The organism is Devosia sp. ZB163, from assembly GCF_028613635.1.
Lineage (GTDB): Bacteria > Pseudomonadota > Alphaproteobacteria > Rhizobiales > Devosiaceae > Devosia_A.
Window position 1 is genome coordinate 20,335 of sequence record NZ_JAQRMY010000004.1, and the last position, 21,074, is coordinate 41,408.

The 21,074-nt window shown below is 66.4% G+C and carries 21 protein-coding genes; 10 read left to right on the forward strand and 11 right to left on the reverse strand.

What is annotated here, in order from left to right:
- The first annotated feature begins 16 nt into the window (after positions 1-16).
- Positions 17-1,675 carry a Na/Pi cotransporter family protein gene (locus PRN20_RS18320; RefSeq protein WP_273959082.1) on the forward strand — a complete coding sequence of 553 codons (1,659 nt, stop codon included), beginning with the start codon at positions 17-19 and terminating at the stop codon, positions 1,673-1,675.
- Between the two features lie 13 nt (positions 1,676-1,688).
- Here the strand turns inward: PRN20_RS18320 and PRN20_RS18325 are convergent, their stop codons facing one another.
- On the reverse strand, positions 1,689-2,411 hold the full coding sequence (locus PRN20_RS18325; RefSeq protein WP_273959083.1) for a FadR/GntR family transcriptional regulator: 723 nt from the start codon (positions 2,409-2,411) through the stop codon (positions 1,689-1,691).
- Between the two features lie 131 nt (positions 2,412-2,542).
- On the opposite strand from PRN20_RS18325, the gene PRN20_RS18330 reads away from it, so the two are divergent.
- From PRN20_RS18330 to PRN20_RS18340, 3 genes are all read left to right on the forward strand, one after another.
- Positions 2,543-3,553 (forward strand): mannonate dehydratase, encoded by a 1,011-nt coding sequence (locus PRN20_RS18330; protein WP_273959084.1) that lies wholly within the window; start codon positions 2,543-2,545, stop codon positions 3,551-3,553.
- A 26-nt stretch (positions 3,554-3,579) separates the two neighbouring features.
- A complete protein-coding gene (locus PRN20_RS18335) occupies positions 3,580-4,770 on the forward strand; it encodes an L-talarate/galactarate dehydratase (protein ID WP_273959085.1) in 1,191 nt (396 codons plus the stop codon).
- Between the two features lie 73 nt (positions 4,771-4,843).
- Positions 4,844-5,422, forward strand: coding sequence for a GNAT family N-acetyltransferase (locus PRN20_RS18340; protein ID WP_273959086.1), 579 nt, complete (start codon positions 4,844-4,846; stop codon positions 5,420-5,422).
- A gap of 10 nt (positions 5,423-5,432) precedes the next feature.
- Here PRN20_RS18340 and PRN20_RS18345 read toward each other — a convergent pair whose 3' ends face one another.
- The 3 genes from PRN20_RS18345 to kdgD are packed head-to-tail and all read right to left on the reverse strand — an operon-like array spanning position 5,433 to position 6,997.
- Positions 5,433-5,669 carry a YdeI/OmpD-associated family protein gene (locus tag PRN20_RS18345; RefSeq protein ID WP_273959087.1) on the reverse strand — a complete coding sequence of 79 codons (237 nt, stop codon included), beginning with the start codon at positions 5,667-5,669 and terminating at the stop codon, positions 5,433-5,435.
- A gap of 35 nt (positions 5,670-5,704) precedes the next feature.
- Positions 5,705-6,049, reverse strand: a complete 345-nt coding sequence (locus tag PRN20_RS18350) for a hypothetical protein (protein WP_273959088.1) — start codon at positions 6,047-6,049, stop codon at positions 5,705-5,707.
- 42 nt (positions 6,050-6,091) lie between these two features.
- Complete coding sequence (gene kdgD, locus PRN20_RS18355; RefSeq protein ID WP_273959089.1) at positions 6,092-6,997, reverse strand: 5-dehydro-4-deoxyglucarate dehydratase; 906 nt, start codon at positions 6,995-6,997, stop codon at positions 6,092-6,094.
- A 434-nt stretch (positions 6,998-7,431) separates the two neighbouring features.
- Here kdgD and PRN20_RS18360 point away from each other — a divergent pair, with 434 nt between their 5' ends.
- From PRN20_RS18360 to PRN20_RS18370, 3 genes are all read left to right on the forward strand, one after another.
- The gene (locus PRN20_RS18360) at positions 7,432-8,835 is read left to right on the forward strand and encodes an ABC transporter substrate-binding protein (protein WP_273959090.1); all 1,404 of its coding nucleotides are present in this window, start codon (positions 7,432-7,434) and stop codon (positions 8,833-8,835) included.
- 141 nt (positions 8,836-8,976) lie between these two features.
- Complete coding sequence (locus PRN20_RS18365) at positions 8,977-10,932, forward strand: ABC transporter permease (RefSeq protein WP_273959091.1); 1,956 nt, start codon at positions 8,977-8,979, stop codon at positions 10,930-10,932.
- Between the two features lie 90 nt (positions 10,933-11,022).
- A complete protein-coding gene (locus PRN20_RS18370) occupies positions 11,023-12,324 on the forward strand; it encodes an enolase C-terminal domain-like protein (RefSeq protein ID WP_273959669.1) in 1,302 nt (433 codons plus the stop codon).
- Between the two features lie 109 nt (positions 12,325-12,433).
- Here the strand turns inward: PRN20_RS18370 and PRN20_RS18375 are convergent, their stop codons facing one another.
- The 6 genes from PRN20_RS18375 to PRN20_RS18400 form a co-directional block, all read right to left on the reverse strand.
- Positions 12,434-12,592, reverse strand: coding sequence for a hypothetical protein (locus PRN20_RS18375; protein WP_273959092.1), 159 nt, complete (start codon positions 12,590-12,592; stop codon positions 12,434-12,436).
- 199 nt (positions 12,593-12,791) lie between these two features.
- Entirely contained in the window at positions 12,792-13,946 is a 1,155-nt protein-coding gene (locus tag PRN20_RS18380) for a mandelate racemase/muconate lactonizing enzyme family protein (protein WP_273959093.1), read from the reverse strand.
- 181 nt (positions 13,947-14,127) lie between these two features.
- A complete protein-coding gene (locus PRN20_RS18385; RefSeq protein WP_273959094.1) occupies positions 14,128-14,667 on the reverse strand; it encodes a Spy/CpxP family protein refolding chaperone in 540 nt (179 codons plus the stop codon).
- A 207-nt stretch (positions 14,668-14,874) separates the two neighbouring features.
- Complete coding sequence (locus PRN20_RS18390; RefSeq protein ID WP_273959095.1) at positions 14,875-15,303, reverse strand: CBS domain-containing protein; 429 nt, start codon at positions 15,301-15,303, stop codon at positions 14,875-14,877.
- Positions 15,304-15,439: 136 nt separating this feature from the next.
- Positions 15,440-17,320: a hypothetical protein gene (locus tag PRN20_RS18395; protein WP_273959096.1), complete on the reverse strand. Its 1,881-nt coding sequence runs from the start codon at positions 17,318-17,320 to the stop codon at positions 15,440-15,442.
- Between the two features lie 157 nt (positions 17,321-17,477).
- The gene (locus PRN20_RS18400; protein ID WP_273959097.1) at positions 17,478-17,816 is read right to left on the reverse strand and encodes a hypothetical protein; all 339 of its coding nucleotides are present in this window, start codon (positions 17,814-17,816) and stop codon (positions 17,478-17,480) included.
- Positions 17,817-17,962: 146 nt separating this feature from the next.
- On the opposite strand from PRN20_RS18400, the gene PRN20_RS18405 reads away from it, so the two are divergent.
- The 3 genes from PRN20_RS18405 to pip all read left to right on the forward strand — a co-directional run bounded on the left by PRN20_RS18405 (position 17,963) and on the right by pip (position 20,645).
- Positions 17,963-18,412 (forward strand): DUF4864 domain-containing protein, encoded by a 450-nt coding sequence (locus PRN20_RS18405; RefSeq protein WP_273959098.1) that lies wholly within the window; start codon positions 17,963-17,965, stop codon positions 18,410-18,412.
- Positions 18,413-18,483: 71 nt separating this feature from the next.
- A complete protein-coding gene (locus tag PRN20_RS18410; RefSeq protein WP_273959099.1) occupies positions 18,484-19,686 on the forward strand; it encodes a pyridoxal phosphate-dependent aminotransferase in 1,203 nt (400 codons plus the stop codon).
- The gene (gene pip, locus PRN20_RS18415) at positions 19,686-20,645 is read left to right on the forward strand and encodes a prolyl aminopeptidase (RefSeq protein ID WP_273959100.1); all 960 of its coding nucleotides are present in this window, start codon (positions 19,686-19,688) and stop codon (positions 20,643-20,645) included. The genes PRN20_RS18410 and pip overlap by 1 nt, the downstream gene beginning before the upstream one ends.
- A 46-nt stretch (positions 20,646-20,691) precedes the next feature.
- On the opposite strand, the gene PRN20_RS18420 is transcribed toward pip, so the two are convergent.
- On the reverse strand, positions 20,692-21,066 hold the full coding sequence (locus PRN20_RS18420; protein WP_273959101.1) for a cupin domain-containing protein: 375 nt from the start codon (positions 21,064-21,066) through the stop codon (positions 20,692-20,694).
- Positions 21,067-21,074: the final 8 nt, after the last annotated feature.

Sequence of the window (21,074 nt, forward strand, 5' to 3'; positions counted from 1 at the left end):
GTTCGGAGGCGGTGACTTGGAGTCTTTCGTCGCTACGCTTGCCATTGCCGGCGCCATAGCCTTGTTGCTGTGGGGCGCGCATATGGTGCAGTCCGGGGTGCAGCGCGCCTTCGGGCCTCGACTCCGTGCGGTCCTGACGGGGACGTTGCGCAACCGTTTCGCGGCGCTGCTCGCCGGCATCGGCGTGACGACGTTGTTGCAGTCGAGCACCGCGACCGCGCTCATGGCGACCAACTTCACCGCTGCCGGGCTCGTCGAGCTGGTGCCGGCGATGGCGGTGATGCTGGGCGCCAATATCGGTACGGCGCTGATCGTCACCGTGCTCTCGTTTAATGTCGTGGTGCTGTCGGCGCCGCTGATCGCCGGCGGCGTGCTGCTGTTCCGGCTCGATCGCAGCGCGATGAGCCACGACCTGGGGCGCGTGCTGATCGGGCTGGGGCTGATGCTGCTGGCGCTGCATCAGTTGCTCGAAGCACTGGAGCCGATGGCCAGCTCAGCCGAGGTCGTGGCGCTGCTGGGGCTGCTCGGTGCCATGCCGCTCCTCGCCGTCCTGCTTGGTGCACTTGCCTCGTGGGCGGTGCATTCGAGCGTTGCGGTGGTGCTGCTGATCATTTCGCTGGCGAGCCACGGCGTGGTCGGGTTCGAAAGCGCGCTGCTGCTCGTGCTGGGTGCCAACCTCGGCACGGCGCTCAATCCGCTGTTCGAGGCGGGGGACGGGGATCCGGCGGCGCGGCGGCTGCCGCTCGCGAACCTCTTCAACCGGCTGGTCGGCGTTGCCATCGCCTGGGTGGCGCTGGCGCCGATCGTGACGCTGCTCCGCGGGACGGGGCTGGGCGAGGGGACTTCGCTCGCGCTGTTCCACCTGGGCTTCAACATCGTCATGGCGCTGCTCGCGCTGCCCTTCCTGAGGCAGATCGCGGCGCTGATGACACGCCTGGTGCCGGACCGCGAGGATACGGCCGATCCGGCGCGACCGATCTATCTCGACCACGCCGCGCTCGAGACGCCGATGATGGCGCTGGGCGGAGCGCAGCGCGAGGCGCTGCGGCTCGCCGACGCGCTCGAGGCGATGCTGACCGGTGCACGCGATGCGCTGGTCAGGCACGATCGCCGGCTGGTCGCCGAGACGCGGGCGATGGACGACACGCTCGACGGGCTCAACACGGCCATCAAGCGCTACCTGGCGCTGTTCGACGAGGACGACCTCAGCGACGAGGACCGGCAGAAGCTGCACCAGATCATGGTGTTCTCGATGAACATGGAGCAGGCCGGCGACGTGCTGGACCGGAACCTGTTGCCGCACGCCACCAAGCGCTTCAAGCGCGGGTTGCTGCCTGATGCGGACAGCGAAGTGGAACTCGTTGCCATGATGGACCGGCTCATCGCCAACACCCGGATGGCGGCCTCGCTGTTCGTCACCGAGGATGCCAACGTCGCGCGCATCCTTGCCGCCGAGAAGGTGGTGTTCCGCCGGGCGGAGCAGAACGGGACCACGCGGCATTTCTCCCACATGCGCGACGGGTTCTCGGCAGCATCGCAATCGAGCGCGCTGCATCTGGACCTGATGCGCGACATGAAGCTGGTGAACTCGTTCATCGTCGCGGCTGCTGCCTACCCTTTGCTGGACAAGGCGGGCGAGCTGCTCGAGAGCCGGCTGGCGTCGTCGGCAGAGTAGTGGTCGGCTGGTGTCAGCGGGTATCGTGGGCGATGCGCCACTCGCGGTAGCGGCGGCGGCCATCCTCGAGGTGGCGACGCATGGCGATGCGGGCCTCGTCGGGCTTGCGGTCGGCGATGGCTTCGTAGATGCGGCGGTGCTCGAGCTGGATGGCGTCGAGGAAATCGGCCTTGCTCTTTTCGTCGGCAAAGCTCGCGCCCAGAGCCCGGCGTGGGAGCAGCCGTTCGCCCATCTCGTCGACGAAGAGGCGGAAGCGGTTGTTGTTGGTCGCGTCGGCAATGGCGCGGTGGAAGGCGCGGTCGGCTTCGGTGCCCAGAGTGTTGTCGGTGAGATGCCGCCTGAACTGGGCGAGGGCCTGTTCCATGCGCAACAGGTGCGTTTCCGTGCGGCGCTCGGCGGCGAGGCCCGCCGCTTCAACCTCGACGCTGATGCGGAACTCCATGAAATCGAGGATGTCGCCGATCTCCTGCGGCGCCGCCATGAACATGGACAGCTCGCTCGTCGTCGCCGACGGGGTCTCCACATAGACGCCGCTGCCGCGCAGCGAGCGCAGGCGCCCTTCGGCTTTCAGGCTGGCGATGGCCTCGCGGACCACCGTGCGGCTGACGGAGAACTTCTCGCACAGCTGCTCGGCCGGCGGCAGCTTGTCGCCGGGCTGGAGGTTGTCCGTTTCGATGAGGCGCAGGAGGCCGAGCTTGACGCGGTCGGTGAGGTGGACGGTGGGTGCGGCGGACATGGCTGGGTTCAAAACGGGTTGATGTGCAAGGCCTGGCAGCGGCATAGGCGGCGTTGTGTGACTGCCGGTTGCCCACTGCAAAAATCTATCATACTACTTTGAAGAAGTCATAAACTATCGGGGGGAATGCGATGTACGTCGGCACTCAGCTGGGGGGCGACCAGTTCGCCAAGGTAGGGGACCGCTACCTCGGGCAGCTGGCACAATTGGGTGTCCGGCACGTCTGTATAGACCCGGTCGGCGACCCCTACCAGTGGAACCGCGACATCCTTGCCCGCCATGTGGATCGCATCGACCAGCATGGTCTCGTGCTCGACATGGTGCAGTTGCCGCTGCCGTCTTCCGGCATCGAGCGCAACCACCAGGCGCCGGGCATCGTGCTAGGCCGGCCCGGCGAACGCGACCGCGAGATCGACGGCATCTGCAGGATCATCGAGGACCTGGCGGCGGTCGGCATCGGCGCGGCGAAGTACAACTTCAACGTGCTGGGCATCCCGCGGACGGAGTCCGAGCGGGGCAGGGGCGGGGCTGTGCTGTCGACCTTCCGGGCCGACAAGACGACCGACGACGACGTGCTCACCGTGGCGGGCCGGGTGGGCGCCGAGGAGTTCTGGGAGCGCATCGAGTATTTCCTCGAGCGCGTCGTGCCGGTTGCGACCGAGAACAAGGTGCGGCTCGCCTGCCATCCGCACGACCCGATGACGCGGCCGGGCTATCGCGGTTTCGAGACGCGCGTGCTGTCGAGCGTCGAGGGGCTGATGCGGTTCGTGCAGACCTGCGAGAGCCCCTATCACGGGCTCAACTTCTGCCAGGGGACGGTGGCCGAGGGGCTGGAGAACCCGCGGGCGGAAATTTCGGAGGTCATCCGCTGGTTCGGCAGCCGGAAGAAGATCTTCAACGTCCACTTCCGCAACATCAAGGGCGGCCGCTACTCGTTCACCGAGGAGTTCCCCGATGCCGGGGACATGGACATGCCGGCGACGTTCAAGATCTACAAGGAGACTGGCTACGATGGCATGATCATGCCCGACCATGTGCCGCATATCGACGCCGACAACTCGATGGAAACGGCCTTCGCCTTCTGCTTCGGCTACATCATCGCGCTGTTCCAGGCGAACGGATGGGATCCGTACGGCGCGTGAGGCGACGACCTCGCGGGGGAGGTAGCGTGAACGGGAATACCTCCATCCCCGGCAGCAGTCCGCTTGCCGGACTTGCGGCGGGACCGGCCACGACCGATCGCATCGCCTGGGTGAAGCTGTCGCTGATCATGCTGCCGCTCAAGGCGCCGATCAGCGACGCCAAGGTGCTGACCGGGCGGCAGCGGCCGCTGACCGAGGTTGCCATGCTCTTCGCCGAGATCGAGAGCGAGCGCGGGCACCAGGGCATCGGCTTCAGCTATTCCAAGCGGGCGGGCGGACCCGGGCTTTATGCGCATGCGCGGGAGATCGCGCCGGCCCTGATCGGGGAGGACCCCAACGACATCGCGCGGCTGTGGGACAAGCTCGCCTGGGCTGGTGCTTCGGTAGGGCGGAGTGGACTCGCCACGCAGGCCATCGCCGCGTTCGACGTCGCGCTTTGGGACATGAAGGCGAAGCGCGCGGGGTTACCCTTGGCGAAGCTGCTGGGTGCGCGCCGGGACTCGGTGCGCTGCTACAACACCTCGGGCGGCTTCCTGTCGACGCCGACCGACCAGTTGGTTGCCAACTGCGAGGCTTCGATCGAAGCAGGAATTGGCGGGCTGAAGATCAAGGTCGGGCAGCCCGATCCGATGGCCGACCTCGCCCGGATGGAGGCGGTGCGCAAGGTCGTCGATGGCCGTGTGCCGCTCATGGTCGATGCCAACCAGCAGTGGGACCGGCCGACCGCCGAGCGCGTCGGACGCGCCCTCGAGGAGTTCAACCTCGTCTGGATCGAGGAGCCGCTCGACGCCTATGACGTCGAGGGACACGCACGCCTTGCGGCCCAACTCACGACCCCCATTGCTTCGGGCGAGATGCTGACCAGCGTCGCCGAGCATATGGCGCTGATCGCGGGCAACGCGGTCGATTTCATCCAGCCGGACGCGCCGCGGGTCGGCGGGATTACGCAGTTCCTGAAGATCGCGACGATGGCCGAGCAGAAGTACCTCAACATGGCGCCGCACTTCGCCATGGAGATCCACCTGCACCTCGCGGCCGCGTATGCGCACGACACCTGGGTCGAGCATTTCGACTGGCTGGACCCGCTGTTCAACGAGCAACTCGAGATCAGGGACGGGCGCATGCTTGTCTCGGACCGGCCGGGGCTCGGCATCACGCTGAGCGAACAGGCGCTGGGATGGCGGGCGGACAGCGTCGAGGTCGGCAAGCGGACGTGATCGCGAGGGCATCGACCGGGGAGCCGGGTTCGCCTACGGTCGCGCTCCCATCGTTGACCCGAGGAGCGGCCGCATGACATCTCCCGATCCCGCACGCAGCGCGGTGTCGCTGCTCCACACCTGGCAGCTGGACTCCGCGACGCTCGTCACCATTCGCGCGCTGCTGGACGAAGCCTATGGCGACGACTTCGCCGAGGCGGACTGGGAGCACACGCTGGGCGGCGTCCATGCCCTGGCATTATGGGAGGACGGCCAACTGGTCGGGCACGGCTCGGTGGTGCAGCGCCGGCTGCTGTACACGCCGCCGGCCGGCGCGGCCGGGACGGCACGGGTGCTGCGGGGCGGGTACATCGAGGGTGTCGCGGTGCGGGCCGACCGGCGCCGACGCGGCCATGGCGGGGCGATCATGGGGGCACTCGGCGACGTCATCCACGGCGCCTATGCGGTGGGCGGCCTCAGCGCTTCGGATGAGGGGCGCTCGCTCTACGAGGGGCAGGGCTGGTTGGCCTGGCAGGGCCGCACCTTCGCGATGGCGCCGCATGGGCTCGAGCGCACCGAGGAGGAGGATGCGGGCATCTTCGTGCTGCCGGTCGAGCCGCTGGATCTCGGTGGCGATCTCGCCTGCGACTGGCGGGACGGCGACGTCTGGTGAGCGGGGCGGCCTAGCCGTTCCACTTCATGCCCGTGTAGACTCCGCCGATTTCGAGCTCATCGAGCATCTGGGCCAGATGCTTGTGCTTGGTCGCTTCGCGCTTGGCCTTGTTGATCCAGAGCAGGTAGTCGTTGCGCGGGTGGGCGGGCGTCGTACTGCTCGCGCAGTCCGCTGCGCTCGAGGGCGTCGCGGACGAAGTCGGGCATTTCCTCGCGCTTGCGAAAGCCTCGCGGAGGTTCAGTAACAATCGCGGTATTCTATTACCGTGGTATGCCGGCCGGCCTAGGTCGAGGCCATGGCCTTGCGCGACTTTGCCGGTCGCTTCGCGGTGCGTGCCTCGAGGAGCCGCCGGGTTTCCAGCAGGCTGATCCTGAGCGCGAAGAGCAGGTCGCGGACGCAGCCGACGCGCACGGCATCGAAGCCGACAAGGCGGGGGCTGACGCTGTCGATCGCGTCAAGCTCGTCCTGCAGGCTGGCCAGCAGTTTTTCGGTGTGCGCGACCTGCTTCTTGGTCACGCGCCCCGAACCTGCCGCAAGTTGACGAAGGTGATCGGCGTCGTCCTCCCAGTCGGAGTACGACAGGCCATCAATCACCAGTGGTGAGTACGCAGGCCGTTCCACTTCCATGAAAAATGGAAATACTTCCAGCCCAAGGCGAAATTGCGACGATCAGCTGTGCGCGGCGATCAGTGCCGCCAAAGTATCTCGTTCGCCCGGGTCGAGGTCAGTCAACGGCGGGCGGACCTTGCCGGCGCCGCGTCCGACGAGGTCGGCGCCTGCCTTGACCAGCGAGACAGCGTAACCGCGCTTGCGGTCGCGCAACTCGATCAGGGGCAGGTAGAAGCCCTTCATCAGCGCGTCGATGGTCGCGGTGTCGCGCTGGCGGACGGCGCGGTAGAAGCGCAGGGCCAGTTCGGGGACGAAGTTGAACACGGCCGACGAGTAGGTGGTGACGCCCATCTCGAGATAGGGCTGGGCGAAGACCTCGGCTGTCGGCAGGCCACCGATATGGACGACGCGGTCGCCCAGCCGGTAGGCGATGCGCTGCATGAGCTGCAGGTCGCCGATGCCGTCCTTGTAGCCGATGAAGTTGGGGCAGGCCTCGGCGAGCTGCTCGAGCGAGGCTGGCGAGAGGCGGCTGTTGTCGCGGGCGTAGTAGATGACGCCGATGCCGACCGCGGCGCAGATGGCCTTCATGTGGGCCAGCACGCCGGCCTCCTCGGCCACCATCAGGTAGTGCGGCAGGACGAGGATGCCGGCGGCGCCGGCCGCCTCGGCACGCCGGGCGAGATCGACGGCCATGCGGGTGCCGTAGCCGACGCCGGCAAGCACCGGCACGTCGGCGGCGCTGTTCTCCACGGCGGTGCGGATGACGTTGTCATACTCGTCATAGCCGATGGAGAAGAACTCGCCCGTGCCGCCGGCAGCAAAGAGGCCCGCGGCGCCAAACGAGGACAGCCACTGGAGACGCCTGGCGTAGCTCGGGGCATCGAACTCGCCATTGGCGTCGAAGTCGGTGACGGGGAATGAGAGCAGTCCGGAACCGATCTTGGCCTTGATCTCGTCGAAGGACATTCACGTCTCCTGCTCAGATTAGTATGATTACTTGCGACTATCACCACCATTCCGGTCGTGTCAACGCACTGCGTGGCGGTTCTCAACGGGGTGTTGCGCACAGGCAGTATGATTGGTCGTTGACAGGTGTGGGATTGACCGACAGATTGAGTTACGTTCGGCATGACGAGTGACGCCGACGGCCGCACAACGTCCCGGGGGAGGGAGGGCGACGTGAAACATACACCGTTGAACACCCCCGGTTCTTTCCGGTCTCGGGCGCTCCAGTTCGCTCGTGCCGGTGTCGAGCACTTCCACACACCATGCATCCCGACAGGCGCCGATTGTGCGCAGGAGGCCTTGTTGCGATGATCTAGCGATCCCGTGGGGAGACCTGGGCATGCGGTGGAGGGACCGACTGCCCGGAACGGAAAATCAGAAGGAGGAGACCAATCATGGACAAGAACAAGTTCAGCCGCCGCGACATCCTGCGTGGCTCGGCGGCAGTGGGCGCCGGCATGGTGTTGGGCGCGAACGGGTTGCCCGTATTCGCCCAGGACGCGCCCAAGCCCGACGAGGCGCTGCCCGTGGGCGCCAGCGGCAAGCTGACCGTCATTCACCGCACCGAGTATTTCGAGGCGGCTCAGACGGCCTTCCGCGACACGGTGCAGGCCTTCGCGGATTCCAAGGGCGTCCAACTCGACATCTCGACCACGAACCCGGAGTCGTTCGGCGACTTCATGGGAAAGATGACGGCGGCAGTGAAGGCCGGCAATCCGCCGGATTTCGCCTACACGTCGAACGTGTCGATCTCGCAGTTGCACCTGCTCGACCTGGTCGAGGACATGACCGACGTGGTCGACGAGGCCGTCAGGCTCTACGGCGACATCATGCCGGGCCTGAATGCTGCCAAGACGGCGCAACTCGACGGCAAGTGGTGGGCCGTTCCGCTGATCGGCACGACGACGGGCTATTATGCGCGTGGCGACAAGCTGAAGGAAAAGGGCATCGACCCCGCTTCGCTGAAGACGATCGTCGATCGCCGCGAAGCAGCGCTCGCCATTTCCGGGCCCGACTTCTACGGCTGGGGCTTCACCCCCAACCAGTCCGGCGACGGCTTCGGCTTCCTGATCGCGACGGTGCAGGCCTTCGGCGGCCACTTTACCGACGAGACGGGCCAGGTCGTCACCTTCAACTCTCCGGAGACCGTGGCGGCCTTCGAGTTCCTGCGCGAAACCTACGACCGCAACGGCAAGTATGCCGCCATGCTGCCGCCGGGTGTCGAGAGCTGGAACGACACGGGCAACAACGAGGCCTGGCTCGCCGGGCAAATCGGGTTCACCCAGAACGCCTTCTCGATCTATGCGCAGTCCAAGCGCGACGCGAACCCGGTCTATCCGAACACCCTGCTGCTGCAGGCGCCGGCGGCGATCAACGGCGACAGCCGTGACGGCGGCAACGTCGGCGGCTGGATGACCGTGTTCAAGGGTGCTCCGAACGCGGCGCTCGCCAAGGAACTGGCGCTCAACCTGCTCGACCCGGTGAACTTCAGCAAGATCGCGTCGCTGGGCAGCGTGCTGTTCACGCCGGCTTACCAGAAGCTCTGGACCCCCGAGCTGCTGGCTGCCGAACCGAACCTTGCGACCATCAAGCAAGCGGTGGACGTCACCGATCCGTTCCTCGGCCAGTCGTGGCCGGCGAACCCGAACGCGGGCGTCGACGCCATCCGCGCGCAGGGCGTGCTCGAGCAGTCGGTCGGCAACGTCATCTCGGGCCGTATGTCGCCCGCCGATGCAGTCAAGGATGCCCACCAGAAGATGGTCGACCTCTTCGAGGAGGGCGGGATCATGCAGCCCTAAGGCTGCACTGCTTCCTGGCCGGAGGGCGGCAGCGCTGCCCTCCGGCCATCGTGTGTCGAATGCGGCTGTCACATCGTGACGCCCGACGGCGCCCAACTACTGCACCAGCCACCGGTGCTTCAGCTGGAAGGAGGCTTGACTATGGACAAGCGCATCACTCTCGACATGCCCGTTAGCGGCACCACTACCGCCGCGCGTCCGCGGTTCAAGCTCAAGAATATATTCGGCCGCGACTGGAAGATCGCCTACCTGTTCGTGCTGCCGATGGTCGTGCTGATGGCCGGGTTGATCTTCTGGCCGTTCATCAGCGCCATCCTGATGTCGATGACGACGTTCAATTTCAACACCGGCGACACGGTGCAGGTGGGGCTGAGGAACTACCAGCGGCTCTACACCAATTCGGACTACCTGCTGAGCCTTTCGAACACGATCAACTTCACGTTCTGGTCGCTGTCGATCAAGTTCGTCACCGGCATGACCATCGCCATGATCCTCCACTCCAAGTTGCCCTGGCGCAACCTGATGTCGGCGATCATGCTGCTGCCGTGGATCGTGCCCGAAATCGTCACCGCGCTGGCCTGGAAGTCGATCTACGACCCGCTGTTCGGTGGCCTCAACCCGATCCTGCAAGGCGCGGGCCTCATCGACAAGCCGCTCGGCTGGCTGTCGGATTCGAACCTCGCGCTGGGCAGCGTGATCGCGGTGAACGTCTGGAAGGGCATTCCGTTCTTCACCCTGCTGCTGCTTGCCGGCCTCAAGGCGATCGATACCGAACTCTATGAATCGGCCGAAGTCGATGGCGCCAATGCCGTGCAGCGCTTCCGCTACATCACGCTGCCGGGCATGCGCTACGTGATCCTCGTGGTGCTGCTGCTCAGCTTCATCTCGACCTTCAACCAGTTCGGGCTGATCTTCCTGATGACCGGTGGCGGGCCGAGCGGCGCCACCCGCCTCTATTCGATCCTCGCCTATGAAAAGGCGATCGGCTCGCTGCAATATGGCCCCGGCAGCGCGATTGCGCTCAGCGTGGCGCCGCTGATGGCGTTCCTGATCTACCTGCTGTCCAAGTACATGCGGCACGACGAGCGCGCCGCAGGCGTGCAGAAGCCGGGGCTCGGCATCGGGAAGTTCTTCGGCCGGCTGTTCAGCTTCGTGCTCGATATCTTCTTCTGGCCATTCGACATGCTGAACCGCGGCATCGAGGTGCTGGGCCGGTCGCTGCGCAAGCGCATGACCGGGTCGGTCGAGAAGCCGGTGTTCAAGCCGCAGGGCCGCGAACGCATGGGGATCGGCATCCGCATCCTGATCCTCTTGCCGATCATGGTGTTCGTGCTGTTCCCGTTCTACTGGGTGCTGATCACCTCGTTCAAGACGACGTCCCAGATCAGCCAGCGGCAATCGATCTTCTGGCCGAGCCCGCCAACGCTCAACCAGTACCAGGAGCTGATCTTCGGCTCGCCGTTCCTGGTGTGGCTGGGGAACTCGATCCTGGTCGCGGCCCTGAGCACGGTCATTTCCGTGGCGATTGCAGCACTGGCGGCCTATGCGCTGACCCGGCTGAAGTTCCTCGGGGCAGGGCTGCTGACGACGGCGATCCTCATCACCTACCTGCTGCCCGGCACGCTGATCTTCATCCCGCTCTACCAGACGCTGAGCGATCTCGGGCTGATCAACAGCTACGGCGCGCTGCTGACCACCTACCCGACCTTCCTCGTGCCCTTCGCGACCTGGGTGCTGATCGGCTACTTCCGCTCGATCCCGGTGGAGCTCGAGGAGGCGGCGATGATCGACGGGGCGAGCCGGCTGTACGCCTTTATCCGCATCACGCTGCCGCTGGCGGCGCCGGCGCTGCTCTCGGTGGCTCTGTTCGCCTTCACCAATGCGTGGAACGAGTTCCTCTTCGCCTTCGTGTTCATCACGTCGGAGTCGCTGAGGACGCTGCCGATCGGGCTGCAGTCGATGGTGGTGGGCGACATCCTGCCGTGGGGTGAACTGATGGCAGCGTCGCTGCTGACAGCGATCCCGGTGGCGATACTCTACATGTATGCGCAGCGCTTCCTTGTCGGTGGGCTAACCGTGGGGGCCGTGAAGGGCTGACCGACAGGCGGGCGGGCGCAACCTCGCCTGCTTCTTCCAATCGTCTTTCGGGAGGGCAGGGTGCCGCACTCGACACCGATCGTTACCGGCATGCGCGTCGTGCCGGTTGCGGGGCAGGACAGCATGCTGCTCAACCTGAGCGGCGCCCACGCTCCGTTCTTCACGCGGAACATCGTCATCCTCACCGACAGTGCCGGCAATATCGGGCTCGGCGAGGTGCCGGGCGGTGAGGCGATCGCCTTCACGCTCGAGGAGGCGAGGCACTTCGTCGAGGGGCGAGAGATCGGGCTCTACCGGACGATCCTGCGCGAAGTCGGCGACGCCTTCGCCTCGCGCGATGCCGGGGGGCGGGGGCTGCAGACCTTCGACCTGCGCGTCGCAGTGCACGCCGTGGCCGCGCTCGAATGCGCGCTGCTCGACCTGATGGGCCAGTTCCAGGGCGTGCCCATGGCGGAACTGCTCGGCGACGGGATGGTGCGTTCCGAGGTGCCGATGCTGGGCTACCTGTTCTATGTGGGCGACCGCACGCGCACGCCGCTTGGCTACCGCGTGCCGCCGCCGGGGGCAGACGGCTGGATGCGCGTGCGCGACGAGCCGGCGCTCGACGCCGAGGCCATCGTGCGGCAGGCCGAGGCGGCAGAAGCGCGTTACGGTTTCCGCGACTTCAAGCTCAAGGGCGGGGTGCTGTCGGGGCAGGAGGAGGCCGAGGCGATCGAGGCGCTGTCCGACCACTTCCGCGGAGCACGGCTGACGATCGACCCCAATGGGGCGTGGTCGCTGGAGGAGGCAGTCGGCATCGGCAAGCGGCTCGAGGGCATCCTCGCCTATGCCGAGGATCCGTGTGGTGCGGAGGCCGGGTTCTCGGGTCGCGAGATTCTCGCCGAGTTCCGGCGGCGCACCGGGCTCAAGGTCGCGACCAACATGATCGCCACCGACTGGCGGCAGCTGGATCATGCGCTACGGCTGGGTAGCGTCGATATTCCGCTGGCCGACCCACATTTCTGGACGCCGCGCGGCTCTATCGACGTGGCCCGATTGTGCGCGCGCTGGGGGCTGACGTGGGGTTCGCATTCGAACAACCATTTCGACATTTCGCTGGCGATGTTCACGCAGGTCGGGGCGGCCGCCCCGGGGGAGATCACGGCGCTCGACACGCACTGGATCTGGCAGGACGGGCAGCGGCTGACGGCCGAACCACCGATGATCCGCGACGGGGCGGTGGCGGTGCCGGAGCGTGCCGGGCTCGGTGTCGAACTGGACGAGGCCGCACTCGAGGCGGCGCATCTGCTCTATCGCTCACTGCCGGCCGGGGCGCGCAACGACGCGGCGGCGATGCAGTTCGTGATCCCGGGCTGGGCGTTCGATCCGAAGCGGCCGGCGCTGGTGAGGTAGGGGCGGTTGTCGCGTCCCTCTCCCTTAGGGGTGGGGTGGTGCGGTGATCGCCGATGGACCCCCACCCCCAACCCCTCCCCTCAAGGGGGAGGGGAACTCACCTGAGGCTCTAGCGGTCGATGCTGCGGAAGGTGCCCGGGTCGATCCCGAGGGCGTCGAGGTCACGCCGGCGTGGCTGGAGGCCGTTCTCGACGGAACCGGCGGCGCGCGCCGCGGCAGCTAAGGTGCCGAAGGCGGATTTGAGATTACGGACGAAACGACTGGTCATGCTCTGGTCTCCTGACACCACAAGTGGTGGGGCAGGGGGCCGAGCGTTAGGGCGCCTGTTGCATGGGAGCCGTGCGGGACGCGCCGAGGTTGAGGCCGTCGCTTCCCTCCCCTTGCGGAGGGGTTGAGGAGGGGGCGGGGATCACCGATGGATCCCCACCCCCAGCCCCTCCCCTCAAGGGGGAGGGAGCTTACGTTGATCAGGCGAACCAGGTGGTGCCGGGGTACTGGTGGGCCTTGGCGACGTCGAAGTTGAGGTCGAGGCCGATGCCGGGGCGGTCGGTGACGGTGATCTTGCCGTCCTTGATGATCTCGCCGCCGTCGGTGATCGTCGACCAGTAGTCGCGATGGAACCAGTGGAACTCGAGGACGAGGAAGTTCGGCACGGTGGCGCAGACATGCGCGGAGGCCATCGTCCCGATCGGTGACGACACGTTGTGCGGCGCGAAGGGCATAGAGTAGATCTCGGCCATGTTCGCGATCTTGCGGCACTCCGACAGGCCCCCGCACTTGGGGATGTCGGGCATGATGATGTCGACGGCGTGCTTCTCGATCAGGTCGCGGAAGCCATGGCGCAGGTAGAGGTTCTCGCCGGCGCAGATCGGCGTCGAAGTGGCCTGGGTGATCTCGCGCATGGTGTCGATGTTCTCGGGCGGGATCGGCTCCTCGAGCCACATGAGCTTCAGGTGCTCGAGATCGCGGGCGAGGCGGATGGCGCTGTGCTTGTCGAGGCGCGTGTGGAGGTCCGCGGCGACCTCGACGGTGGGGCCTGCGGCGGCAACCACCATCTCGGCCAGTTGCACCATGCGGTCGTGCTCCCAGCGGTCCGGCGTCATGTTGAAGCGGTCCTTGACGAAGCCCGCCGTCTCGCTGCCGTGGTGGCCGTATGCGAAGATATCGAGGTCGATCTTGAGCGCGGTGAATCCGGCTTCCAGCACCTCGTCGACGACGCGCTTGATCTCGTCCATGTTCATGCCGGGCTCGACTTCGCAGTCGCAGTAGACCCGGATGTCGTCGCGGAACTTGCCGCCGAGCAGGTCGTAGACCGGGGCCTTGAGCGCCTTGCCCTTGAGATCCCAGAGCGCGATCTCGATGCCGGTCAGCGCCGTGATCAGCGCGCCGGCGAAGCCGCCCTCGAAGACGAGGCTGCGCCGCATTTCCTCGAAGATCGCATCGATTGCGAAGGGATCGCGGCCGACCAGCTTGGGCGCGAATTCCTGGATGATGGCGATGGCCTGATGTCCGCCATGGACACATTCGCCGAGACCGGTGACGCCGGCGTCGGTCTCGATCATGACCCACAAGTGCATGCAGTGACCGCGGGTGGCCGCGGTCCTAACCGAAGTAATCTTCACGTCTGAAACCCCTCCAGGATAACGCGATCTCCCGTTCGCGTTCTCTATGTGTAGAGGCTGCAAGGGGGCAGGTCGAGCGTCGGAAGATAGGACTTTTGGTCAGAAGCCCCGGCGGGAGGGACGCCGGGGCTTCTCGGTACGGCTGAGGCGACCTCACGCGGAGCGAGGTCGGCCTTGGGGATCAGCCGTTCGACTGGGCGCCCGGGCGCGGGGCGTGGGGCTGGTCCATGCCGCGGCCGGGCATCAGCTCGTGCTTCTGGGTGTCGGTCAGGCTGCCGTAGAAGGTCTTGAAGTGCGGCAGGAGCTCGCTCATGGCGGCGAGGCGGGCTTCATCGAACTTCAGCCGCTGCTCGAGGCGCTGGATCAGGTCCGCGCGTTCCTTGCTGGCAGTGGCGCCCGGGCGGATGGTGTCGCACTGGTCGGCGAATTCGGTCTGGGCGGTGAGGGCCGAGGTGCGGAAGTCCTCGAACAGCTTCTCCTGCTCCTTGGTCAGTTCGAGCCTGCCGGCCATGCGGTCGAGGCGACGCTCGAGCCGGTCGGCGGCGCGATCGTTGCAGGAGAACTGGGCGAAGCGGAAGGCGCCGCCGTCGCGACGGAACTCGAGCATACGGCCGGTGTCGTGGCGCTGATGCTGCGGGCCGGCAGCGAAGGTGGGGCTCATGGCGGTGAGGCCGAGGGCGGCGACGAGGGCGGCGAAGAGTGAGGCGCGGGTCGGGGTCATCGTGGTCTCCCAGAGTGGCAATGGGGAGACGATGCCCTGCGTCGGATTGCGGGGGGATTGCGGCGCGATGAAATGGCGGAAAGGTTGGAAAGGTGACGGGCTCAGCCCTCATCCGGCGCTTCGCGCCACCTTCTCCGACAAGCGGAGAAGGAAGAGGTGGAGCCGCGTCGACGCGCGGCCCCTGCATCCCCGGGGCAGGCCCGGACCTTAAGACGCGATGTATTGCTTGAGGGCGAGGGCTTCCTGCTCGGTTTCCTCGATCTTGCGCTTCACCACGTCGCCGATGGAGACGATGCCGGTGAGCTTGCCGCCCTCCACGATGGGGATGTGGCGGATGCGGTTGAGGGTCATGGTTTCCATGAGATCCGACACCGTCGAGGCCGAAGTGCAGGTAATGACCTTGGAGGTCATCGCGCTGCGCACGGGCGACGCGAGCAGGGCGACTGGATCCTTGTCGAGACGCCGCACGATGTCGCGCTCCGACAGGATGCCGACGACCTTGCCCTTGGCGTCCACGACGACCACGGCACCGATCTTTTTGGTGTTGAGGACGTGCACGGCTTCAGAGAGCGGCGCGCCAGCTTCCACGGTGAAGACCGTGTGACCCTTGGATTGAAGGATAGTCTCGACTTGCATCGTTAGTCCTCCTCTCTCAGGGCACCATAGTGCCCCCAAAGGGGGGAGGGGACAAGTCGGTCAGTGGGCAGCCCGCTTCACCGTTTCGCCGGTTTCCTCCCCCGCCGCGCGGGGGAGGATCAGGTGCGGCCCTTGCTTACTGCGTGGTGGCCGGGGTCTTCAGGTCGCGCTTCTGGTCCTGCATCGAGGGGGGAGCCTCGACGAGGGGGAGGACGACCGGCTCGCCGCTGGCTTCGGCGACGACGTCGAGCTTGCCGGCGAGCGCTGCCGGGTTGGTCTCGGCTGCGGCGAGGTCGGCGAGGCCGATGCCGGCTTCGTCCTTGCTGGTGATCGTCACCTTGAGGTGCGAGGCACCCTGCAGGAACGTGCCGAGCTGCTGGGCGGCGGTGAGCGCCTCGGTGGTGTTGCCGAGGAAGGCGAGGGTCATGCCCTGCGCCATGCCGGCGACGGCAGTGCGGAAGGCTTCCTCCGGCTGGCCGGCTTCCTTGGCGCCGGCAGCGAAGGCGATGGAGCCGATGCCCCGGTCCTCGACCTCGATGGTGAGCGCCTTGAGCGTCATCATCTGGGCGGCGATGAGGGCCTCGTCCGGGTTGTCGGCGAACAGCGCCTCGGTGGCGTTGCCGAAAGTGCCCGAGAAGTTGACCCGACCCAGCGCGCCCATGTCGATCAGCACGTCCTCGACCTCGATGGTCGAAGCCTCCTCGTTCCAGGCGAGCTTGGTGCCCAGCGAGATGTCGAGGGTGTAGATGCCACGGTCGAGCAGGTCCTGGACGGGCAGGTCCTTCATGTCGGCGGTGATCGGCAGGATGAAGTTCGCGAGGGTCAGCGCGACGTCGGCGGGGATGCCGTTGACGTAGTTGCCGAGGGTCGCGTCGAACGATCCGAGCGTGCCCTTGACGCGCGCGCCAGGCTTGTCCGGGTCGGGCACGTCGACATCGAGGTTGGCAAGGCTGAAGCCGTCCATGGCGGGCACGAGCTTGCGCCAGTTGGCGGTGAAGAAGGCCTCGTCGAGGGTAGTGGCGGCTTCGACGGTCTCGATCGCGGTAGTGAAGTCCATCCGCTTCCAGGTGAAGTTGCCGAAGTTGACGTGGCCGTCGCCCTCGACCTCGATCTTGAGATCGTCGAGGGAGAAGTCTGGGTAGATGGCTGGCTCGAAGCCGCCGGCGGTAATGGTGCCCGCCGAGAAGGCGAGAGGCTTGCCGGCGTCGTCCTGGCCGGAGCAATCGATGCCCTCGAACGTCATCGGCGACGAGGAGAAGGCGGTGAGCAGGTCTGTGTAGAAGAGGACGATCTGCTTGATCTGCTCGGGCTCGATCGGTGTTCCGGCCTTCTCGGCAGCTTCCGCCTCGAGGATCAGGCCCTGGATGTCGCCCATGCTCTGCTTGAGCGGGCGGGCGCTGAAGCTTGCCACTTCGGCGCCGCCAATGTCGCAGTTGAAGACGCCGTCGACGGCAAAGGTGCCGCCCGAGAAGGTGAAGTCGGAATAGACCTCGCGCAGTTCAGTGTCGGTGCCGTCCGTCGGAACAAGGCCGTAGAAACCGAGCAGGCGGCCGAGATCGAAATTGCTGGCGGACATTTCGCCGAACTTGGCGATGCCGGCCTCGCCGCCCTTGAACTCAGACGAGGCGACGGTGGCGGATGCGGCGACGCCGTCGACGACATCGGTGAGGACGAGATCGTGGTAGGTGATGACGGCGGGCTCGGCGCCTTCGACGTCGATCTTGTAGGAGACCGAGATCTCGGGGATCGTCACCGAAGCGGCGTTGAGCGTCGAGAGCGGCTGCAGGGCATCCGGGGTGCCCGTGAAGAGGCCGCGCACGGTGCCTTCGTTGAGGTTGCCATCGACGACTTCGATGGTCGGGACGCTGAGGCCGTAGCCCGAAGCGTCGGTGGGCGCGATGTCGGTTACGGTGAGGGTTTCGGCGAGGGCGCCGCTGGCAGCCAGGCTCGCGAAGGCGGTGCCAAGCAGGAGTCCCCGCAGCGGGCGGCCGAGCGGGGCAAAATCGGATCGGGTCATTGTTTCCTCAGTCGCTGGTGTCTGACGCCGCCGGCGCGCCTCTCAGGGGGCGAACTCTTGCGGGCGCATCACTGGCCAAAGTGAGCGCTACCTGCCTTTTACGGCATTGCAACTAACGGGAAGATGAACGGATCGAGGAAACGTTACCGCCAGTTAATCAGCCCTCACCGTGGCCCGGCTTCCAGGCGGACAGCGGGTTGGCCTGCCGCGGCTTGGCCGGACGCAGTCCTTCGCGGAGGATCGAGCGGACGACCTCGACGATGATGGCGAACAGCAGCGCGGTGAGCGGCACGAGTAACAGGATGACGCCGGTATCGAACTCGCGGCTGCCGATGATGGCGTGCGCGGGGAACACCCCCAGCAGCAACGCTATGCCGCCGGCGACGAAGGTGAGCGAGAACGAGATGGCCGCGGCCGTGGTCAGCGGGTTGCCGAGGCGAAGCTTGGGGAGCCGGAACTGCGGCTTTTTCGGCGTCGGAAGCTTGGTGGGGGACATCGGCTCGCTCACTCAATTCAGACGATCACAACGCAGTGAGGTGACCGCGGGAATGCGCGGATGTTTCGTTGCTACGGCGGTGAAGGGCGGACGTTTTTGAGGCATTCCTGTGACGGGGCGCCCCGTCCGCCGACAGGGAGGTGGAGATGGGTGCTGCGAGAGTCGCTATCGGGCGGGTGATGCTGGGGACGGCGTTCTGGGGAGTGATGGTTGCTGGGATCACGGCCCAGGAGGCCGAACTGCCGGCGATTTCGGAGCCGTGGCAGGCGGTGATCACCGGCCAGATCGAGGCGTTTCGCGCCAAGGACGCGCCGAGTGCCTTCAGCTTCGCCAGTGCGTACTTCCAGTCGAATTTCTCATCCGCGGATGCCTTCTTCGTTTCGATCATCGGATCGGGCTATGCACCGATCATGGAGTCGCGCTCGCACAGCTTCGGCGCGTTTCGTCGGATCGATGAGAACGTGGTGGTGCAGGAGGTGAAGCTCTTGGGGACCGACCAGAGCCTCTACGAGGCCATCTACCAGCTGGGCCAAGAAGAGGCGGGCTGGCGTGTCCAGGGCGTGCAACTGGTCAAGCAGCCGGGCCTGGGCATCTAGAACGACTGACCGATTGTGCGGTACGCGACGAGCGCATAGAGCTTTCCGGCCAGTTTTCCGGGGAGACGATCTTGGCCTTTCTGTCCGACGCAATGAACCGCATCCAGCCGTCCGCCACGGTGGCTATCAACTCGAAGGCCGTGGAGATGAAGCGGCAGGGGCAGGACGTGATCTCGCTGGCCGCGGGCGAGCCGGATTTCGACACGCCCGAGCATGTGCGCGAGGCGGCGATCCGGGCGATCAACTCGGGCAAGACCCGCTACACGGCCGTGGATGGCATCCCGGAGCTCAAGGAAGCCGTCGCCGCGAAGTTCAAGCGCGACAACGGGCTGGATGTCACGGCGGCGGACTGCTTCGTCTCCTCCGGGGGCAAGCAGATCATCTTCAACGCGCTGATGGCGACGCTGAACCCCGGCGACGACGTGGTGATCCCGGTGCCGTACTGGGTCAGCTACCCGGAGATCGTGCGGCTGTGCGATGCCAACCCGGTATTCGCGGTGGCGGATGCGTCGACGGGCTTCAAGCTGCGTCCGGACGTGCTCGAGGCGGCGATCACACCCAAGACCAAATGGCTGATCCTCAACACGCCGTCGAACCCGACCGGCGCGGCCTACACGCGCGACGAGCTGCGCGGGCTGGCGGATGTGCTGCTTCGGCACCCGCACGTGCACATCCTCACCGACGATATCTACGAAGTGCTGGTCTATGATGGCGGCACGTTCGCGACGATCGCGGGGGTCGAGCCGAAGCTCATGGAGCGGACGCTGACGATGAATGGCGTGTCGAAGTCGCACGCCATGACCGGCTGGCGCATCGGCTACTGCACCGGCCCGCGGCCGCTGCTGGGCGCGATGCTGAAGCTGCAGAGCCAATCGACCACGAACCCATCGTCGATCTCGCAGTGGGCGGCGGTGGAAGCGCTGAACGGGCCGCAGGGGTTCCTGAAGGACTGGCTCAAGGTGTTCCAGGGCCGGCGCGACCTCGTCGTGAACGGCCTCAACGCCAATACCGGGCTCGACTGCCTGACGCCCGAGGGAGCGTTCTATGTGTTCCCGTCGGTGCAGCGGCTGCTCGGCAAGACCTCCGGCGGTGGCCGCGCGCTGACCGACGACGGGGCCTTCGTGCTGGCGCTGCTCGAAGAGACCGGCGTGGCGCTGGTGCATGGCTCGGCGTTCGGCCTCGCCGGGCACATGCGGCTGAGCTACGCGGCGTCGAATGCGCAGCTCGAGGATGCGGTGAGCCGTATCCAGGATTTCTGCGCCAAGGTGAGCTGATGGTCCACCCCGTAACCGAGCCGGTCGCGAGCGGCTGGCTCGAGGTCGGGGATGGCAACGCACTCTGGTGGCAAGAGGCGGGCAACCCGAACGGGGTGCCGGCGCTGATCCTCCATGGCGGGCCGGGTTCGGGGTCTTCGGCCTCGATGCGGCGGTTCTTCGATCCCCGGTGCTATCGGATCATTGGCTTCGACCAGCGCGGTTGCGGCAAGAGCACGCCACATGCATCGGGCGAGGGCGTTGATTTCTCGGTGATCACCACGGCGCATCTGGTCGCCGATATCGAGCGGCTGCGTGCACATTTCGGCGTCGACAGGTGGGTGATCTATGGCGGGTCGTGGGGGACGACGCTGGGGCTTGCCTATGCCGAGGAGCACCCCGAGCACGTTGCGGCGATGGTGTTCGGAGGGGTGACGACGACGCGGCGGCGGGAGATCGACTGGCTCTATCGCGGCATGGCGCCGCTCTACCCGGCGGAGTGGGAGCGGTTCGTCGCGGGCGCGCCGGTCGGGACGCCGGAGGACGAGCTGATCGCGGCGTACAACAAGCTGCTGTTCGATGCCGATCCGGCGGTGCGAGACAAGGCGGCGCGGGACTTTCACGACTGGGACAATGCGGCGGCTTCGGTAAATGCGCAGGTCGGGCGACCGTCCGATGGTGTGGATCCGGCGCGGCTGCTGGCGCGTGGCCGGATCGTTACGCACTTCTTCCAGCATGGGGCGTGGATGGAGGAGGGCCAGTTGTTCGCCAATGCCCATCGGCTGCGCGGGATACCGGGCGTGCTGGTACAGGGGCGGCTCGATCTGCAGGGGCCGCTGGTGACGGCGTGGGAGCTGGCACGGGCCTGGCCGGGGGCCGAGCTGGTGGTGATCGACGGAGCAGGGCACTCGGCGGGAGATGCCGGGATGGCTGAGGCGATCACGGCGGCGCTGGATGGGTTTGCTGGGGTTACCGTTTAACGGGGCGCACGCGAACCGCGGCGGCCGGTTGGCCGCCGCGTTTTCGCTAGATGCTCCAAGCCGGCTGGAACGACGGCTTGCCCGCTACCACGGCGTGGCTGCCGGCCGGGAGCACGGTGACTGCTTCGAACGGTTCGTCTCCCAAGGAGCCCAGCCGGAAGCTGGTGAAGGCTGGAACGGCGAACGCGTCGCCGGGCGCGAGTTCGTAGCGGTGGGCGCCGACCTGGACCACGCCCTTGCCGTTGACGGCGACGATGATCTCCTCGCGCGTCATGTGATGTTCGAGGCCGAGCGAGTTTGGCTCGACGCGGGTCCGCCATATGGCATTCTCCACCGAGCCGCGGCTCGGGGCTGCGACGTTGACGAACGAGACACCGGGTATCTCGAAACTGGGCGGATTGGCATTGTTGATGAGCGGCATGGTCGTGC